The 18,192-nt window shown below is 70.1% G+C and carries 20 protein-coding genes; 19 read left to right on the top strand and 1 reads right to left on the bottom strand.

The features are described from left to right. Positions 1 to 144: 144 nt before the first annotated feature. The 11 genes from OH802_RS12245 (at position 145) to OH802_RS12195 (ending at position 11,318) form a co-directional block, all read left to right on the top strand. Positions 145 to 1,089, top strand: a complete 945-nt coding sequence (locus OH802_RS12245; RefSeq protein ID WP_406028238.1) for a CoA transferase subunit A — start codon at positions 145 to 147, stop codon at positions 1,087 to 1,089. Beyond that, positions 1,086 to 1,871: a CoA-transferase subunit beta gene (locus OH802_RS12240; RefSeq protein WP_406028236.1), complete on the top strand. Its 786-nt coding sequence runs from the start codon at positions 1,086 to 1,088 to the stop codon at positions 1,869 to 1,871. Before OH802_RS12245 ends, OH802_RS12240 begins: the two co-directional genes overlap by 4 nt. Continuing rightward, positions 1,868 to 3,247 (top strand): MFS transporter, encoded by a 1,380-nt coding sequence (locus OH802_RS12235; RefSeq protein WP_406028234.1) that lies wholly within the window; start codon positions 1,868 to 1,870, stop codon positions 3,245 to 3,247. Before OH802_RS12240 ends, OH802_RS12235 begins: the two co-directional genes overlap by 4 nt. After that, positions 3,234 to 4,493 (top strand): CoA transferase, encoded by a 1,260-nt coding sequence (locus OH802_RS12230; protein ID WP_406028232.1) that lies wholly within the window; start codon positions 3,234 to 3,236, stop codon positions 4,491 to 4,493. The genes OH802_RS12235 and OH802_RS12230 overlap by 14 nt, the downstream gene beginning before the upstream one ends. After that, entirely contained in the window at positions 4,490 to 5,332 is an 843-nt protein-coding gene (locus OH802_RS12225) for an HpcH/HpaI aldolase/citrate lyase family protein (protein ID WP_406028230.1), read from the top strand. The genes OH802_RS12230 and OH802_RS12225 overlap by 4 nt, the downstream gene beginning before the upstream one ends. After that, positions 5,329 to 6,489 (top strand): acyl-CoA dehydrogenase family protein, encoded by a 1,161-nt coding sequence (locus OH802_RS12220; RefSeq protein ID WP_406028228.1) that lies wholly within the window; start codon positions 5,329 to 5,331, stop codon positions 6,487 to 6,489. The genes OH802_RS12225 and OH802_RS12220 overlap by 4 nt, the downstream gene beginning before the upstream one ends. Position 6,490: 1 nt before the next feature. Next, positions 6,491 to 7,228 (top strand): 3-oxoacyl-ACP reductase FabG, encoded by a 738-nt coding sequence (gene fabG, locus OH802_RS12215; protein WP_406028226.1) that lies wholly within the window; start codon positions 6,491 to 6,493, stop codon positions 7,226 to 7,228. Then, entirely contained in the window at positions 7,225 to 8,127 is a 903-nt protein-coding gene (locus OH802_RS12210) for a MaoC family dehydratase N-terminal domain-containing protein (RefSeq protein WP_406028224.1), read from the top strand. The genes fabG and OH802_RS12210 overlap by 4 nt, the downstream gene beginning before the upstream one ends. After that, entirely contained in the window at positions 8,120 to 9,343 is a 1,224-nt protein-coding gene (locus OH802_RS12205; RefSeq protein WP_406028222.1) for an acetyl-CoA C-acetyltransferase, read from the top strand. The genes OH802_RS12210 and OH802_RS12205 overlap by 8 nt, the downstream gene beginning before the upstream one ends. Then, entirely contained in the window at positions 9,343 to 9,795 is a 453-nt protein-coding gene (locus tag OH802_RS12200) for a MaoC family dehydratase (protein WP_406028220.1), read from the top strand. The genes OH802_RS12205 and OH802_RS12200 overlap by 1 nt, the downstream gene beginning before the upstream one ends. Before the next feature lie 197 nt (positions 9,796 to 9,992). After that, positions 9,993 to 11,318 (top strand): MFS transporter, encoded by a 1,326-nt coding sequence (locus OH802_RS12195; RefSeq protein WP_406028218.1) that lies wholly within the window; start codon positions 9,993 to 9,995, stop codon positions 11,316 to 11,318. 21 nt (positions 11,319 to 11,339) lie between these two features. Here OH802_RS12195 and OH802_RS12190 read toward each other — a convergent pair whose 3' ends face one another. After that, the gene (locus OH802_RS12190) at positions 11,340 to 11,726 is read right to left on the bottom strand and encodes a hypothetical protein (protein WP_406028216.1); all 387 of its coding nucleotides are present in this window, start codon (positions 11,724 to 11,726) and stop codon (positions 11,340 to 11,342) included. 254 nt (positions 11,727 to 11,980) lie between these two features. Here OH802_RS12190 and OH802_RS12185 point away from each other — a divergent pair, with 254 nt between their 5' ends. The 8 genes from OH802_RS12185 to OH802_RS12150 all read left to right on the top strand — a co-directional run bounded on the left by OH802_RS12185 (position 11,981) and on the right by OH802_RS12150 (position 18,191). Next, entirely contained in the window at positions 11,981 to 12,733 is a 753-nt protein-coding gene (locus tag OH802_RS12185) for a GntR family transcriptional regulator (RefSeq protein ID WP_406028214.1), read from the top strand. A 15-nt stretch (positions 12,734 to 12,748) separates the two neighbouring features. Further along, on the top strand, positions 12,749 to 13,591 hold the full coding sequence (locus OH802_RS12180) for a phosphoribosylaminoimidazolesuccinocarboxamide synthase (protein WP_406028212.1): 843 nt from the start codon (positions 12,749 to 12,751) through the stop codon (positions 13,589 to 13,591). A gap of 11 nt (positions 13,592 to 13,602) precedes the next feature. Further along, the gene (locus OH802_RS12175) at positions 13,603 to 13,794 is read left to right on the top strand and encodes a hypothetical protein (RefSeq protein WP_406028210.1); all 192 of its coding nucleotides are present in this window, start codon (positions 13,603 to 13,605) and stop codon (positions 13,792 to 13,794) included. Positions 13,795 to 13,927: 133 nt separating this feature from the next. Continuing rightward, positions 13,928 to 14,647, top strand: a complete 720-nt coding sequence (locus tag OH802_RS12170) for a TetR/AcrR family transcriptional regulator (protein ID WP_406028208.1) — start codon at positions 13,928 to 13,930, stop codon at positions 14,645 to 14,647. Then, a complete protein-coding gene (locus tag OH802_RS12165; RefSeq protein ID WP_406028206.1) occupies positions 14,644 to 15,552 on the top strand; it encodes a radical SAM protein in 909 nt (302 codons plus the stop codon). Before OH802_RS12170 ends, OH802_RS12165 begins: the two co-directional genes overlap by 4 nt. A 40-nt stretch (positions 15,553 to 15,592) precedes the next feature. Continuing rightward, positions 15,593 to 16,333, top strand: a complete 741-nt coding sequence (locus OH802_RS12160; protein ID WP_406028204.1) for an ABC transporter — start codon at positions 15,593 to 15,595, stop codon at positions 16,331 to 16,333. 24 nt (positions 16,334 to 16,357) lie between these two features. After that, a complete protein-coding gene (locus OH802_RS12155; RefSeq protein ID WP_406028202.1) occupies positions 16,358 to 17,188 on the top strand; it encodes a phosphotransferase in 831 nt (276 codons plus the stop codon). Between the two features lie 64 nt (positions 17,189 to 17,252). After that, complete coding sequence (locus tag OH802_RS12150) at positions 17,253 to 18,191, top strand: alpha/beta fold hydrolase (RefSeq protein ID WP_406028200.1); 939 nt, start codon at positions 17,253 to 17,255, stop codon at positions 18,189 to 18,191. The last annotated feature ends 1 nt before the right edge of the window (position 18,192 follow it).

Raw genomic sequence — 18,192 nt, 5'->3', positions numbered from 1 at the left:
TTTGTCATCACTTTCGATATCTGTCTCGAACTATTCATACGTATCCGTCAACAGTGAGCAGCGGAAGAAGTATTGGAGTTCGGCATGCGGCTGGCGGCAGGCTGGGGCCACTGACCAATCCCCGTCCGCCCCCGAGGAGCACCCATGGCCGCGCCCGACAAGGTCACCGATCTCAGCTCGGCGGTGGCCGCCCACGTACGGGACGGCATGACGGTCGCGCTCGAGGGCTTCGGCCACCTGATCCCGTTCGCCGCGGGCCACGAGATCATCCGCCAGGGCCGTCGGGACCTGACGTTCTGCCGGATGACCCCCGATCTGCTGGCCGACCAGATGATCGCCGCCGGCTGCGTCTCCAAGCTCGTGGCGTCGTTCTTCGCCAGCGGTTCGGCCGGCTCCCTGCACGAGGTCCGGCGGCGGGTCGAGCACGCCGACCCGAGACCGCTCGAGGTGGAGGAGTACAGCCACTACGGCATGGTCTGCCGCTACCAGGCCGGCGCCGCCGGGCTGCCGTTCTTCCCGCTCCGCTCCTACGCCGGCAGCGACCTCCCGAAGCTCAACCCGCTGATCCGCAAGGTCTCCGATCCCTACGGCGGACCCGACATCTACGTCGTTCCGCCACTGCGACCGGACGTGACGATCGTCCACGCCCAGCGCGCCGACCGCTCCGGCAACGTCCAGATGTGGGGCATCGTCGGGGCCCAGCAGGAGGCGGCGTACGCGGCCGAGACCGTGATCGCGACCGTCGAGGAGATCGTCGAGGAGGACGTCGTCCGCTCCGACCCGAACCGCACCGTGCTGCCGTCCCACGCGGTCACCGCAGTGGTGGAGGTTCCCGGCGGCGCGCACCCGTCATACACGCAGGGCCACTACGACCGCGACAACGCCTTCTACCGCGAGTGGACACCGATCAGCCGCGACCGCGAGGCGGTGCTCGGTTGGCTCGAGGAGTGGGTGCACCAGGTGCCCGACCGCGCTGCGTACCTCGACAAGCTCGGAGCGGAACGCTGGGACGGGCTCGGTGTCGCTCCTCGGCCCTCGCAGCCCGTCGACTTCGGCCGCCGCCGGGTGGCCGCCCAGGAGGTCTCATGAGCATCCCGCTCTCGGACGTGGCTCCGTCCAGCACCGAGTTCCTCGCCGCGGTCGCCGCCCGGCAGCTCGTCGGCAAGCACCGGGTCTTCGCCGGTGTCGGGCTGCCGACGCTCGCGGTCGACCTGGCGCGGCGCACCGTGAACCCGGACGTCGAGCTGGTCTACGAGTCCGGTGTCTGCGGCGCGCAGCCGGAGGGCCTGGCGGAGGGCATCGCCGACTCGGTGCTGGTCTCCGGCGCCGCCGCGGTGCTGAGCATGCCCGCACTCTTCGGCTACGTGCTGCAGCGCGGCCATGTCGACGTCGGCTTCCTCGGCGCCGCCCAGATCGACCGCTGGGGCAGCCTCAACACCAGCGTCATCGGCGACTGGGACAAGCCCGTCGTCCGGCTCCCCGGTGCCGGCGGCGCCGCGGAGATCATGCCGAACGCCGGCGAGTGCATCGTCGTGCTGCGCCGCCACGACCCCGGCGCCCTTCCGGCGCAGCTCGACTTCTGCACCTCGCCCAGCCCGGTGCGCGCGTACGAGGAGGACCCCCGGATGGTGCCTCGCGGCCACGGGGTCTCGACCGTGATCACCCCGATGGCGGTGCTGCGCCGCCCCGACAAGCTCGGCGAGCTCGAGATCAGCGAGGTCCACCCCGGCCTCACCGTCGACGACGTCCGCGCCGCGACCGGTTGGGACATCGCCGTCGCCGATGACGTACGCGAGACCGCACGGCCGACCGTCGAGGAGGTCCGGCTGCTCCGCGACGAGATCGACACGGTGCGGCTCTACCTCCGATGAGCGCGTCCAACGTCACGTACGAACCGCGCCGGTCGGCGTACGTCGCCCTGCTGGCGTGCTCCACGCTCGGCACCCTGTCGAGCACCATCATCAGCGCGCCGATCAACGTGATCGCCCACGCGATCGGGGCCTCGCCGCGAGGGATCGTCTTCGCGGTCAGCGCCTTCACCCTGGCGATGGTCGTCTTCGCCCCGATCTCTGGCTGGATGTGCCAGCGGTTCGGCTCCCGGCGGGTCCTCGCCGGGTCGCTGCTGCTGATGGTGGCCGCGCAGGCGGGCGCGGCGTTCAGCCAGGGGCTCGGGTTCCTGGTCGTGATGCGTGCTCTGCAGGGGGTCGCGTGCTCGGCGGTGCCGCCGGCGATCCAGCAGGTGCTCGGCCGGCACTGGGCCGGCAACCGGGCCCGGGTGATGGCCGCCTGGGCGGCCGCGATCGGCGTCGGGCAGGCGCTCGGTCCACCCCTCGGCGGACTGGTCGCCGACACCCTCGGCTGGCGCTGGGTGTTCCTCACCCACGCCTCGCTCAGCGCCGTGCTGCTGGTGCTGTGCCTGACCGTGGTGCCCGACGTGCCTGCGTCGTACGCTCCGCTCCACGTCAGTGGGATGGCGACGCTCCTGGTCGGGATCGGCGCGCTCGTCGGCGCCGTCAGCTGGCTCGGGCAGCACGGCGAGATCGCAGTGGCCGCGGGGATGGCGGCAGTAGGTGTGCTCGCCCTGGCCGTGCACACCCAGCTCGGGCGCACCAGCGCCGGACCCTTCGTCCCGCCCGGCCTCCTCACCGAGCGGCGGTTCGTCGCGAGCACGATGGCCGCCGGTACGGTGATGGGCTGCCTCGGCGTCGCGATCGTCGCCACACCCCTGCACCTGGGCCGCGACCTCGGCCTGGGCCCGGGACACATCGGCATCACCATGCTCGCGCTGGCCCTGGCGATGACGCTCGCGGCGCCGCTCTCCTCCCGGGTCACCGAACGGTTCACCGCCCGGCGCACGCTGCGCGGCGGCCTGGTCCTGCTCGCGCTCGGCCTGCTCGCCCTTCCCCTGGCCGCGACCGCCTCCGGGCCCGGCACGATCGTCACGCTCACCGTGGCCGCGCTCGTGCTGACGGGCGCGGCGATCGGCGTCGCGCAGGCGACGTCCGCGCTCGGTCTGATGACCTCACCAGCCGCCGCCGACGGTGTCGCGCTCGGGCTCCACAACATGCTCCGCTTCACCGGCCTCGCCGTCGGCTACTCCTGGGTCGCGATCGCCTATCCGACCGGAAACCTCTCCCTCGTCTACGGCGTGCCGGTCGCCGCGGTCGCCCTGACCTGGGCGATGGCCGGTCCCACGGCCCCGTCCTCACAGCCCTCCACAGAAAGGGTGTTCCATGACCATCGCTGACCCAACTCCGGGCCCCGCTCCCGCACCGCTCGCCGGCCTGCGGGTGGTCGAGGTGTCCAGCTTCGTCGCCACACCGCTGTGCGGCACCACCCTGGCGCAGCTCGGCGCGGAGGTGATCCGCGTCGAGCCGCTCGAGGGTGCGCCCGACCGGACGCGATGGCCGCTCAGCGACGACGGCGCCAGCCTCTACTGGAACGGGCTCAACCCTGGCAAGAAGGCCATCGCCGTCGACTGCACCCACCCGGAGGGGCGGCAGCTGGTCGCGGACCTGGTCGTCTCGGGCGGCCCCTCCGGCGGCATCGTGGTCACCAACGCCGAGCGCTGGTCGGAGCTCGGGTACGCCGCGCTGCGCGCCCGCCGCGACGACGTCATCCACGTGCTCCTCACCGGCCGTCACGACGGCGGGACCGCCGTCGACTACACCGTGCAGGCCGGCACCGGCTTCCCGCTCGTGACCGGCCCGGAGGAGCATGCGGCGCCGGTGAACGGCGTGGTGCCGGCGTGGGACCTCGCGGCCGGGCTCCACCTCGCGACCGGTCTGCTCGCCGCCGAGCGCCGGCGCGCGGTCACCGGCGAGGGCGCCGAGGTGCGGGTCGCGCTGGAGGACGTCGCCCTCGCGGCCGCCGGCAACCTCGGCTATCTCGCCGAGGCGCAGCTGCGGCCGGCAGGCGAACGCGGCTCGATCGGCAACCACGTCTACGGCACCTTCGGCCGCGACTTCACCACCGCGGACGGCGACCGCTTCATGCTGGTCGCCCTCACCCCGCGGCAGTGGTCGGACCTGCTGGGCATCACCGGCCTCGCCGAGGCGGTGGCCGCGCTGGCCCGCGCGCTCGATGCCGACTTCTCCGACGAGGGCGCGCGGTTCCGGCACCGCACCGTGCTCGGCGGCCTGATCGCCGCCTGGTTCGAACAGCACGACGCGGCGTACGTCACGAGGGCACTGTCGAAGACCCGGATCCTGTGGTCGCCCTACCGCAGCTTCCGCGACCTCGCCGCCGACGACGCCCGGCTGCTGCGCGAGCACCCGCTGTTCTCGACGATCACCCAGCCCGGCGTCGGCGAGCTGCTCGCCCCGGGGGCGCCGATCACCATCGACGGCCGCCGAAGCACGCCCCGGCCCGCACCCGCCGTCGGGCAGGACACCGGCGACGTGCTCGCCGGCGCCCTCGGGCTGGCCGCCGAGCGGCTCGACGACCTGCTCACCCGCGGTGTCATCGGCACCCGGGAGGTGGTCGCGCGATGAGCACCGCCGAGATCGCCGGGGCGGCACGCACCTGGCTGTTCGTCCCCGGGGACCGGCCGGAGCGGTTCGCCAAGGCTGCCGCCGCCGGCCCCGACATCGTGGTCGTCGACCTCGAGGACGCCGTCGCCCCGGCACACAAGGACGCGGCCCGCGCCCACGTCATCGACTGGCTCCCCCGAGCAGGCGTCACCGTCGCAGTGCGGATCAACGCCGCCGGCACCACCTGGCACGACGCCGACGTCGCCGCGCTCGCCGCCCTCGGCGGGCCGTCGCTGGTGGTGCTGCCGAAGGCAGACAGCCCCGAGACGGTGGAGACCGTCCTGGCCGCGCTCCCCGACGGCTCCGCCGTCGTGGCGCTGGTCGAGACCGCGCTCGGCGTCGCGCGGGCCATCGACCTGGCCCGCTCCCCCGGAGTCGTACGTCTGGCCTTCGGCAGCTACGACCTGGCCGCCGAGCTCGGCGTCGATCCCGACCACGCACCCGCCCTCGCGCCCGCGCGAGGCAACCTGGTGCTCGCCTCCGCCGTCGGCGGCCTGGCCGGCCCGATCGACGGCGTCACCGGCGACGCACGCGATCACGAGCGGCTGACCGCCGACGTCACCGCGGCCGCCGCCCTCGGGTTCGCCGGCAAGCTCTGCATCCACCCCGGCCAGGTGGCCCCTGCCGCCGCTGCCCTGGCGCCCAGCCCCGACGAGGTCGCCTGGGCCGAGCGCGTCCTGGCCGCCGCGACCGAGGACGGCGTCGCCCTCGTCGACGGCCGGATGGTCGACGCCCCCGTCGTCGCCCGCGCCCGCCGCATCGTCTCCCTCAACCGACCCACCCCAGGAGCAGCCAGATGAGCAGCCTGACCCCCGACGAGCAGGACATGGTCCGGCTCGTCGCCGACTTCGTCGACGAGCGCGTACGCCCCCGGGTGCGCGAGTTCGAGGCGGACGACATCTACCCCGAGGAGCTCATCGAGGAGATGAAGAAGCTCGGCTTCTTCGGCCTCCTGGTGCCCGCCGAGCACGGCGGCGTCGACGTGAGCACGGCCTGCTTCGCGCGGGTCACCGAGGAGCTCGCCCGTGGCTGGATGAGCCTGGCGGGCGCGATCGGCGGGCACTCGGTGATCAGCTATCTGGTCCGCCACTTCGGGACCCCGGAGCAGCAGGAGTCCTACCTGTCCCGGATGGCCGACGGCAGCCTGCGCGCCACGATGGCCCTGACCGAGCCGTCCGGCGGCAGCGACCTGCAGGGCATGCGTACGTTCGCCGACATCGACGGCGACGAGCTGGTCATCACCGGCTCCAAGACCTGGATCTCCAACGCCCAGCACGCCGGCCTGATCGGCCTGCTCTGTGTCACCGACCGTTCCGCCTCGCCCGCGCACCAGGGCATGAGCGTGGTGCTGGTCGAGCCCGGCGACGGGCTCACGGTCTCGGGCAAGATCCCCAAGCTCGGCTACCGCGGCATCGAGGCCTGCGAGCTCACGTTCGACAGGATGCGGGTGCCCGCGACCGCGGTGCTCGGCGGCACACCCCACCTCGGCTGGGGCCACATGATGCGCGGCCTCGAGGTCGGCCGGATCCAGGTGGCGGCGCGCGCCGTCGGCGTCGGCCAGGCTGCGCTCGACGACGCGCTCTCCTACGCCCAGACCCGGGAGAGCTTCGGTAAGCCGATCTGGAAGCACCAGTCGGTCGGCAACCTGCTCGCCGAGATGGGCACCAAGATGCGCGCCGCCCGGCTGATGACGATCGACGCGGCCGAGCGGCTCGACGCCGGCGACCGCGCCGACATGGAGGCCGGGATGGCCAAGCTCTTCGCCTCGGAGGCGGCCATGCAGGTCGCCCTCGACGCGGTGCGGGTGCACGGCGGCTACGGCTACTCCAAGGAGTACGACGTGGAGCGCTACTTCCGCGACGCCCCACTGATGATCGTCGGCGAGGGCACCAACGAGATCCAGCGCAACGTGATCGCCGCCCAGCTGGTGGCGCGCGACCAGAAGGGAAAGAACTGACATGGCACTTCTCGAGAACCGGACCGCGGTCATCACCGGGGGCGCGCAGGGCATCGGCCTCGCCGTCGCCGAGCGCTTCGTCGCGGAGGGGGCACGGGTGGTGCTCGCCGATCTCGACGGCGCCGCTGCCGAGGCCAAGGCCTTGGAGCTCGGCCCGGACGTGGCCACCGGCGTCGCCTGCGACGTGGTGAACGGCGAGGACGTGGAGCGCGCTCTGGAGACCGCGGTCGCGACGTACGGCTCGCTCGACATCGTCGTGAACAACGCCGGCATCACCCGGGACGCGACGATGCGGAAGATGACCGAGGACCAGTTCGACCAGGTCATCGCGGTGCACCTCAAGGGCTGCTGGCACGGCACCCGGCTCGCCGCCGCCCGGATGCGCGAGCAGAAGTCCGGCGCGATCGTGAACATCTCCTCGATCTCCGGCAAGGTCGGCATGGTCGGTCAGACCAACTACTCGGCCGCGAAGGCCGGCATCGTCGGCCTCACCAAGGCCGCGGCCAAGGAGATGGCCCACCACGGGGTCCGGGTCAACGCGATCCAGCCGGGGCTGATCCGGTCGGCGATGACCGAGGCGATGCCGCAGCGGATCTGGGACGAGAAGATGGCCGAGATCCCGATGGGTCGTGCCGGTGAGCCGGCCGAGATCGCCAACGTCGCGCTCTTCTACGCCTCCTCGCTCTCCTCCTACATGACCGGCACGGTCGCCGAGGTGACCGGCGGAAGGTTCATGTGAGCTGGCGGCCGCGGCGGGTGACGTCGGTCGAGACCCTCGACGCGGGTCCGGTCGCCGCTCTCGGCGCCCTACTCGACAGCGGCGCCCCGGCGCCCTCGGCCGGGGACGTACTCCCGCCGCTGTGGCACTGGGTCGCGCTCCCACGCTGGCCGTCCTCGTCGGTCATCGGCGTCGACGGCCACCCGCGCCGCGGTGACTTCCTGCCGCCGATCGACCTGCCTCGGCGGATGTTCGCCGGTGGCGAGGTAACGTTCCACGGCGACCTCCGGGTCGGCACCGAGATCGTCCGCGAGTCCGAGGTCGTCTCGGTCGAGGAGAAGTCGGGCCGCAGCGGCCGCTTGGCGATCGTCACGGTGGTCACCCGGCTTCTCGACGCAGAGCGGGACGACCTGCTCGTGGAGGAGCGGCAGGACCTGATCTACCGCGATGCCGCGCCGGCGCCGACGTCGTTCCCGGACCCCGAGCCCGCCTCGGCGATCGCACCGGCCGGCCCACCGCTGGTGGCCGAGGACGACGGCTGGCGGTTCGTCACCGACTCGACGCTGCTCATGCGGTTCAGCGCGGCGAGCGCCAACCCGCACCGGATCCACTACGACTGGCCCTACGCAACCCGGGTCGAGGGCTATCCCGGGCTCGTCGTGCACGGACCGTTCTCGACCCTGGTGCTCGCCGAGGCCCTCCGGCTGGCCCACCCCGACCGCGTCGTACGCCACCTGCGGCATCGCAACACCGCTCCCCTGTTCTGCGGCAACCCTGCCCAGGTCCGGGTCGACCGCCCCAACCCCGACACAGCGCCCGACTCTGTCGAGGTCGCGCTGCGGCGCCCCGACGGCACCGTGCTGGCCGGCCTGACCGCAGAGCTGGCCACCCTCACCCCGAAAGGCACCAACCATGAGTGACACCGCCCGCGACGTGGTCATCTGCGAACCCGTACGCACCCCGATCGGCCGCTACGGCGGCGCCTTCAAGGACCTGAGCCCGGTCGACCTCGGCGTCACCGCGCTGCAGGGGCTGCTCGCCCGCACCGGCATCGACCCGGAGCGGATCGACGACGTCATCCTCGGCCACTGCTACCCCAACGCCGAAGCACCGGCGATCGGGCGGGTGGTCGGGCTCGACGCCGGGCTCCCGGTCACCGTCGGCGGTCAGCAGGTCGACCGTCGCTGCGGCTCCGGGCTCCAGGCCGTCGCCAACGCGGTGATGCAGGTGGCCTCCGGCGCCAGCGAGATCGTGGTGGCCGGCGGCGCCGAGTCGATGAGCAACGTCGCCTTCTACTCCCTCGACATGCGCTGGGGCGGCGCGCGCACCGGCGTGCAGATCCACGACGGCCTCACCCGCGGCCGGCAGACCCCGGGCGGGCGCCACTACCCGGTCCCCGGCGGCATGCTCGAGACCGCGGAGAACCTGCGCCGGGAGTACGCCATCGGCCGCGAGGAGCAGGACCGGCTCGCCGTCAGCTCCCACCAGCGCGCCGTCGCCGCCCAGCAGAGCGGTGTCTTCGCCGAGGAGATCGTGCCGGTCACCGTCCCGTCGCGGAAGGGCGATGTCGTGGTCGACACCGACGAGCACCCCCGCGCCGACACCACGCTCGAGTCGCTCGCGAGGCTGCGGCCGATCCTCGGCTCCTCGGACCCCGAGGCGACCGTGACTGCCGGCAACGCCAGCGGCCAGAACGACGCCGCCGCCATGTGCCTGGTCACGACCGCCGACCTCGCCGAGAGCCTCGGCCTGCGGCCGCTGGTCCGGCTCGTGTCCTGGGCCGCCGCCGGCGTACGTCCTGACGTGATGGGCATCGGCCCCGTCCCCGCCACGGAGACGGCCCTCGCCAAGGCAGGCCTGACTCTGGCCGACATCGACGTCATCGAGCTCAACGAGGCCTTCGCCGCCCAGGCGCTGGCGGTGATGCGCGAGTGGAAGTTCACCGACGAGGACCTCGAGCGCACCAACGTCCACGGCTCCGGCATCTCCCTCGGCCACCCGGTCGGCGCCACCGGCGTACGGATGCTCGGCACGCTCGCCCGCGAGCTGCACCGCCGCGAGGCCCGCTACGGCCTCGAGACCATGTGCATCGGCGGCGGCCAGGGCCTCGCCGCCGTCTTCGAGCGGGTGGTCTGATGCGTACGTTCACCTCGATCGCGGCGATCGAGGCCGCTGTCGGCGAGGAGCTCGGCACGACCGACTGGGTGCAGATCACCCAGGAGCGCGTGGACCGCTTCGCGGAGCTCAGCGGCGACCAGCAGTGGATCCACGTCGACGTCGAGCGCGCCACCGCCTCGTCCTTCGGCGGCACCATCGCGCACGGCTACCTCACGCTGTCGATGCTGCCGGCCTTCGCCGCCGAGCTCTACACCATCGATACCGGCTCCGCTCGGCTCAACTACGGCCTCGAGAAGGTGCGGTTCCCCGCGCCGGTCAAGGTCGGCACGAAGATCCGGGCCACGCCGCGGATCAAGGAGGTCCGGCCGGTCCCGGCCGGGACCCAGGTGCTGGTCGCCTGGGCGGTCGAGGCGGAGGGCGCCGAGCGACCGGTCTGCGTCGCGGAGAGCATCACGCTGGTCCTTCCCTGACGCCGCACGAGTGCCGCCGATCCTCCGTGTCGACGATCGGCGGCCTCGGCATGCCCGAAGCAACATTGGGCTCAAGAGTGATATCAATGCCATCTAGATTTGGTGTTGGACGTGCAATGGCGCGGGTTCTTAGTGTGAACGCGGTCACACAGCATTCCGGTGCGTGACGACACACAACCCCCGGAGGAGCAAGTCCCATGACCCAGTCAACGCGCGTCCCCGACGAACGGATGGCCCGCAAGGCGGGCATCGCCGCGTTCGTCGGCACCACCATCGAGTGGTACGACTTCTACATCTACGGCACCGCGTCCGCTCTGGTCTTCGGGCCACTGTTCTTCAGCAACGCCGAGCCCGCGGTCGCCACCCTGCTCTCCTTCGCGACGTTCGCCGTGGGCTTCCTGACCCGGCCGCTCGGCGGCGTGGTCTTCGGCCACCTCGGTGACCGGATCGGCCGCAAACGCTCCTTGATCCTGACGCTGCTACTCATGGGTGTCACCACGGTCGGTGTCGGCCTGCTGCCGACGCACGCTGCCATCGGTGCCGCCGCACCGGTGCTGCTGATCGTGCTCCGGCTGCTGCAGGGCCTCGCCGTGGGTGGTGAGTGGGGCGGCGCGGTGCTGATCGCGACCGAGCACACCCGCCCCGACCGCGGCTTCCTGTTCGGCGCCTTCGCCCAGCAGGGCTCCCCCGCCGGCCGGATCTTGGCCACCCTCAGCTTCCTCGCCGTGACCGGCCTGCTCCCCGACGACGCGCTGCTCGAATGGGCCTGGCGACTGCCGTTCCTGGCGTCGGCCGCGCTGGTCGTGGTCGGACTCGTGATCAGGCTCAGCCTCGAGGAGTCCCCGGCGATGAAGGACCTCCAGGAGCGCAACGAGGTCGTCCGGGTCCCGGTGGTCGAGCTGTTCCGCAGCAACTCCCGTGAGCTGACCCTCGGCGTCTTCGGCATCCTGTGCGTCTTCGTGGTCGTCTACGCCCGCGACACCTTCGCGCTCTCCTGGGCGACCACCCACCTCGGCTTCGAGAAGGACTCCTTCCTCACCATCATCCTGATCGCCAGCGTCGTGCAGTTCTTCGTGCAGCCGTTCGGCGCGGTGCTCGCCACCCGCTGGAACCCGCGCACCCTGGTCACCGTCCTGCTCGCCCTCGAGATTCCCGCGCTCGCGCTGATGTTCGTGCTGATGGGCACCGGGAACTGGACGCTCGCGATGATCGGCGCGGTGATGGCCACGATCCCCGACGTGATGTTCTACGCGGTCATGGCGGGCATGCTCGCCCAGGCCTTCCCGGCCCGCGTCCGCTACACCGGCATCTCGGTCACGTACGGCCTCTCCGGTGCGCTGTGCGGGACCACGCCGATGATCCTGCAGTGGCTCCTCGACACCTCCGGCAGCATCGCCGTGCCCGTCGCCTTCGGGGTCGTGACCACCGTGATCTCCCTGGTGTGCTCCCGTGCGCTGCTCGGCCGGGGCGCCGCCGAGGCCGAGAGCGCCGAAGAGTCCACGACGGTGACCGCGGCACGCTGAGCCGCGGTCACCACCGGATCGTCACCTGGCGGCGCCCAGCGAGCTACGTGCGAGCTGGGCGACGCGCTGGTTGCTGATCCCGGTCTCCGCCGCGATCCGCCCGAACGACCAGCCGCGACGCCGCAACAGCCGTACGGCCCGCGCGCTCTCGTCGTGCAGATCCTCGAGATGCCTGTCGACCTGGCAGCGCTGGTTCTCGAGATCACGAAGCGTCGCGGCCGGGTCGTCCGGCAGATCGGCAATGGCCCGGCGGGACGGGGATCCGCCCGGCGCCAGCACATCGGGCGGGTTGAACGCCCACAACGTGTAGTCGTCGGCCCACCGGATGAACCGGGCCATGCGGCTCTCACGGTGGAATCTGTTCGGGACGTCGACGTCCCCCACGGGAGGTGTCACCTCAGCTGTCATCTCCGGCTCCTTCACATGGTCGGGCACAGGTGGGGGGAAGGCCCTCGGTGTCCATGATCCGGGGCCGTGATGACCGAGCCGTTGAGGTCGGGTAACGGGCAGGTAAGGGCTAAGGAGCGAGCTCAGCCCGGCGGCGTCAGATCCACCGTGTGCGCGAGTGCGCTCGAAACCGAGCGCACTCCTGCCTCGCGCAAGCAAGCCGAGGCCCGCTCAGTTATTGTTCTACCTGCTAGATCATTGCAGGGAGGCAACGCATGGCACCGGAGATCCAGAGGGAGTCACCGTCGCGGCAGGTGGCCAGGTTCATCCGCCAGGAGATCACCGATGGCCGTCTCAAGCCGGGCGACAAGGCACCGACAGTGCGTGCGGTGATGGAGACCTACCAGGTCGCGTACGCGACTGCGCATCGCGCGATCAAGGTGCTTCAGGCCGAGGGCTACCTGACGCCTCGCCCGGGTCGGTCGGGCGGGAACTTCGTCACCTCGGAGGAGGAGCGGTCGCTGTCGGCGGCCGATCATGCCGACAAAGCCACGCGGACCGGGCTGATCTATCCCGAGGGTCAGTACGCGACGATCACCGACACCGGGATCACCGGGGCCCCCGAACTGGTTGCGGCCGGACTGGGGCTCGAGACCGGTGACGAGGTGATCTTCCGCAAGCGGGTGCGTTTCACCGCGAACGACCGGCCGTCGGCGGCTTCGGTCAGCTGGTTTCCGGCTTCGCTGGCCGAAGTCGCGCCGAAGCTGCTCGAACGCGAGCGGATCCGGGCCGGAACGTTTGCGTACGTCGCACGCCTGACCGGCCGGGAGGTCACCGGTGGTGAGGAGCAGGTGTGGGCGATGGCCGCCGATGAGGGCGTGGCCGCCCAGCTTCAGATCGAGCCAGGTACGCCGGTGGTGGCGAGCAGGATCTGGCTGGTCGACGCCGCAGGCGACCCGATCGAGTTCGGAGAGTCGTATACGCCTGGCCGGCTTTCGGGCCGGTGGGGATCGATGGCACAGGAATGAGCGAGGATGTCTGACATGGAACTGATCCACCGCGGCAAGGTCCGCGATGTCTACGCCGATGGTCCCGACGAGCTGGTTCTGGTGGCGACCGACCGAGTCTCGGTCTACGACGTCGTGCTGCCCACGCCGGTCGAGGGCAAGGGCAAGATCCTGACCCAGCTGTCGCGGTGGTGGTTCGAAGAGCTGGCCGATATCGTCGACAACCACGTCATCTCCTACGACGACGTGCCCGAGGAGTTCGCGGGCCGCGCAGTTCGTGTGCAGCGGGTCGACATCATCCAGGTCGAGTGCATCGCGCGAGGCTATCTGGCCGGGCTGGGCCTGGAGTCCTACCAGGCCACGGGGTCGATCTCCGGGGTCGAGCTCCCCGCCGGTCTGGTCGAGGCGGACAAGCTCCCTGAGCCAGTGTTCACCCCGACCAGTAAGGTCGCGCCCGAAGATGGCCATGACGAGCCGATGACCTACGAGGAGGTCGCCGCCCTGGTTGGCGACGAGACCGCTGCCACGCTCAAGGATCTGACGCTGCGGCTCTACGGTCGCGCGGCCGAGCTCGCGGCGAAGTCGGATGTGATCCTGGTCGACACCAAGTTCGAGTTCGGACTCACCCCCAATGGCCGGATCGTGCTGGCCGACGAGGTGCTGACCTCGGACTCCTCGCGTTACTGGCGTGGCGAGGACTGGAAACCGGGTGGCCCGCAGAAGTCTTTCGACAAGCAGTTCGTCCGGGACTGGTCCAAGACCATCACCGGCTGGGACCGGACTCCGCCGGGCCCGGAGATCCCCGCCGAGGTCGTCGAGGAGACCCGCGCCCGATACATCACCCTGTACGAACGGCTCACCGGCAACCGGTGGGAGTGAGGAGCACGACCATGACTGACTGGGAAGAGATCCAGGCCGTACATCTCAAGAACGTGCAGCAGGCTCAGGCCGTGCATCGACGGATCCTGGCTGCCAAGGATGCTGGCGAGGAGCCGGATCCCGAAGACCTGGCGTACGCCGCCGCCTACAACGCCTCGCCTTACGCTGGCTTCGACAGGGTCACCGCTCCCGACGAGGATTGAGCGGCCCGCAACACCGAAGTGCGCCTGCCCAACAGGGCAGGCGCACTTCCGTTTTCGGCCCTCTGCAGTGAAAGGCGTGACAACCCAGGGAGTAAATGATCTACTATCGACACTAGATCATTTAGGAGTCGGGATGCCGAACGCCGCTACAACCACCCGGGGTCGTGTGGGTCGCCCGCGACACACCAACCAAGTCGCCACGGTTCCTCCACGCGAAGAGATCCTGGCCGTTGCCGGTCGCCTCTTCGTTGACCGGGGCTTCGCTGCCACCTCGACTCGTGACATTGCCGAGCGTGTTGGCATTCGGCAGGCGTCGCTCTATTACCACTTCCCCTCCGGGAAGGAGGGGATCATCGCGGAGCTTCTGGAGCGCACGGTGCGTCCGACTGTCGACAGGATCGCGAGGCTCGAGCAGCTGTCTGCCTCACCCGACACGATCCTGTATCTGCTGGTGGAGCTCGACATCCACATCTTGCTCGACAGTCCACACAACACTGCGTTCCTGGCGCGCCTGCCTGAGGTGGTCAAGTCGGACGCGTACCTCGCCTACGACGCCAGCCGCCAGGAGCTGGCCGCCGGATACGAACGTCTCGGGCGCGAGGTCGAGGCCGTCTATCCCGGAGGCGAGCCCTCTCCGCGCAGTCTCGGGCATCTACTGCTCGAACTGGTCGAGACCGTGATCGTGTTCCGGAAGACCGGGACTCCGATCGACCCGGCAGGAATCGCCAGGTCGTGCCTCCGGATCTGCGGAGCCAGCACCGAGCGGATCACGCGTGCCGCCGTTTCGGCCGCGGACCTACGTAGTGACTTCGAAGATCTTCAATCCATCACATCGAGAGGACCCTTGCGATGACCGCGATCCCCGCAACTCCAGCACCGAGCACCGCGCCGGTGCGGTTCATGTGGCTGGAGATCACTGGCAAGTGCCAACTGGAGTGCGTGCACTGCTACGCCGAGTCCGGCCCTGAGGGAACTTCGGGATCGATGACGACGAACGACTGGCATCGGGTCATCGAGGAGGCTGCTGCCATGGGCGTACGCATGGTCCAGTTCATCGGCGGTGAGCCGACTCTGCACCCAGATCTCCCCGACCTGGTCCAACATGCCCTCGACGCAGGGCTGGAGATCGAGCTATTCAGCAACCTCGTGCGCGTCACGCCACGGCTCTGGGATCTCATCGAGGTTTGCGGCGTACGACTGGCGACGTCCTACTACTCCACCGATCCCGCCGAGCACGCCAGGATCACCCGACGCAACACTCATGCCCGCACCCGCGCGAACCTCGCCGAGGCCACCCGGCGGGGCATCCCGGTCCGCGTGGGCATCATAGGCGTCCACGCCGACCAAGATGTCCAGGGCGCGACCGCAGACCTCGAAGAGCTCGGCGTGACCGACATCGGCCTGGACCACCTGCGGCAGGTCGGCCGTGGCATCCGACGTGACCGACCCACAACTGATCAACTGTGTGGGAACTGCGGCGAAGGCGTGGCCGCAGTTGCACCGGACGGCGCTGTGTGGCCGTGCGTGTTCTCCCGATGGCTGCCGGTGGGCAATGTCCTGCAGCAGCCCCTTGCCGAGATCCTCCACGGAGACGAGATGCGGGAGACCTCGTCGAGACTCGCCGAGGAGTTCTCGCCACGCGAGATGCCGTGCGTGCCGAAGATGTGCAACCCCCAATGCGGACCCTCGTGCAGCCCGGCCTGCCGCCCCGCGAACAACTGCCGTCCGGTCGGGGCGTGCGTGCCGGGGTACCACTGACACTCCAGGTAGCACTTACACGCCGTGGTACCACTTACACATGCTCGCGACCCGCGCATACATTCCGGACCACCACCTGCCGCACGGCGGCCAGATCCCGTGGCCCTTCGATGTCCCCTGTGTCGAACAGCTCGCGAAGGAGGGCATGGCATTCACCGCCCCGATCACCTTCCTTGTCGGCGAGAACGGGTCGGGGAAGTCGACGCTGGTCGAGGGGTTCGCTGAGGCTTGGGGTCTCGACGCCCGCGGCGGCCGGGCGGGCCGCAAGTACGTCAATGACCGTCCCAAGACCCCCCTGGGCGAGGTGGTCGACTTCGACACCACCGCAGCAGGTGGCCAGCACCGCCACGGGTCTCGTACGCGCCGTAAGGGCTACTTCCTACGCGCCGAGACCGCCTTCGGGTTCATGAACGCGGTCTCGGGGATGCGTGGTTACTGGGACGAGGACACCAGCGAGATGAGTCACGGCGAGGGGTTCCTCACCGTGTTCGACAACATGTTCTCCGAGCCCGGCTTCTACCTGATGGACGAGCCGGAGGCAGCACTGTCCTTCACCTCCTGCGTCCGGCTCATCGCGATCATGCACGAACTCGCCGAGTCCGGCGCCCAGATCGTCTGTGCCACCCACTCGCCAATCCTGGCCGCCACACCAGGGGCGGACATCATCGAAGTAGGCGACCACGGCTTCCGACGTACGCAGTGGAGTGACCTCGACCTGGTCTTCCACTGGCGTCGCTTCCTCGGGGACCCGCAGGCCTACCTCCGACATGTCATCGACTGACTCCTGAAACCACGAGACGATCGCATGGACGCCAGCGATGACACCGCCGCAGCCGACGCCGAGTACCGCGCGTGGATGGTCGACAACCTCCACCTCGCCGCCGGCCACTTCGGCGTAGATGTGGTTGGCGACCCTCACCACGGCTGGCGAGAGCGATCCATCAGCGCCCCCGTCACGTCGAATGGGGGCGACCTGTGGCTGCGGGTCGTCTCCGAGGACCAGCAGTGGGCCGATGGAGACCACTGGACGGGCAACCTCGACGCCAACCAGATCACCGGTCTTCCCAAACCCAGCGTTCTCGACTTCTGGGAGTGGGACGAGTGGCGCCGCCAGCGCGCCGACCTCATGACCAGGCTTCCGGGCCGAGCGTGCTCGCCGACCGACGTACTCCACACGACGCTCAACCTTCCAGACACGTGGTGGAACCAGTTGAGACGGACTGTCCAGACGCTCGCCGGCACGCCAACGAGCCGCGTCAACATCAGCCCGACCCGCCTTGCGACCCGGATGCATGACCACTATGGAAGCCAGGCCGAGTCGCGGGCACCTGCCTGGGAGACGGTCCACGGCGACCTGCACTGGGGCAACCTGCTGGTGCCTTTCGGCGTGGTCGATTGGGAGCTCTGGGGCCGCGGACCGGTCGGCACCGACGCAGCCACCCTGTATGCGTACAGCCTTCTCGTTCCCGACGTCGCCCGCCGAGTCCACGACGTCTTCGCCGATGTCCTCGACACCGACTCCGGCCGGTTCGCAATGCTCCACGTTGCCGCCCGACTCCTGGGTCGCGTCGACGGAGGAGATCACCCAGAGCTCCGCGAACCGCTCTCGACGCTCATCGCGAGCCTCAGATGCTGAGCGCAGGCAACCGTCACGGCCGAGCCGCAACATGCTCGAAATCCACGGAGACTAGCGTGCAATCATGACGCGGGTGATCGAGCAGCAGTCGCGGGTGATCCACGGGTACAAGCGCGCGTACCGCATCGGCGGTGACGGCTCCGCGATCATGTTCATCCACGGGATCGGCGACAGCTCACGGACCTGGGACGACGTCCTGCCCATGTTCGCCGAGAATCACCTGGTCATCGCTCCCGACCTCCTCGGTCACGGCGATTCCGACAAGCCACGCGCCGACTACTCGATCGGTGGGTTCGCCAACGGTATGCGCGACCTCCTGTCCGTGCTGGACGTGGAGCGAGTCACCCTCGTCGGCCATTCGCTCGGCGGCGGCATCGCGATGCAACTGGCCTACCAGTACCCACAGCTGGTCGAGCGGATCGTGCTGGTGTCGAACGGAGGCTCGGGGCGCGGTGTCTCGACCTGGCTGCGACTCGCGACCCTGCCGTTGGCGCCGGAGCTGCTCATGCTGTTGCAGCTGCCGATCTCGCGGACCTGGCTGTCCGCCGGCCTCGGTCTGCTGCGCCGCATCGATCACGACCTCGGCGTAGACGCTCTGGATCTGGCCAGGATCGTCGACACACCGCCCGACAGTCACTCCCGCCAGGCGTTCGCCCGGACCCTGCGCGCGGTCGTCGACTGGCACGGCCAGGTCGTCACGATGCTCGATCGCTGCTATCTGGCCTCGAACATCCCGATGCTGATGATCTGGGGCGACCGCGACGGCGTCATCCCCTTCCGCCACGCCGCGCAGGCGCAGGCGGCGATGCCGCAGGCCACGCTCGAGGTGTTCGAGGGCGCCGGCCACTTCCCGTTCCGCTCCGACCCCGAGCGCTTCGTGATGTCGGTCGAACAGTTCATCCGCGGTACCGAGGCGGCGACATGGGACCAACACGGTTGGCAGACGCGGCTGCGCAACGGCCCCGAACCGGGAGACCATCTTCATACGTGGACGGGCATCTGAC

The organism is Nocardioides sp. NBC_00850 (genome assembly GCF_045207335.1).
Lineage (GTDB): Bacteria > Actinomycetota > Actinomycetes > Propionibacteriales > Nocardioidaceae > Nocardioides.
The sequence above is the reverse complement of the archived record's forward strand: the minus strand, read 5'-3'. Positions and strand labels throughout refer to the sequence as shown.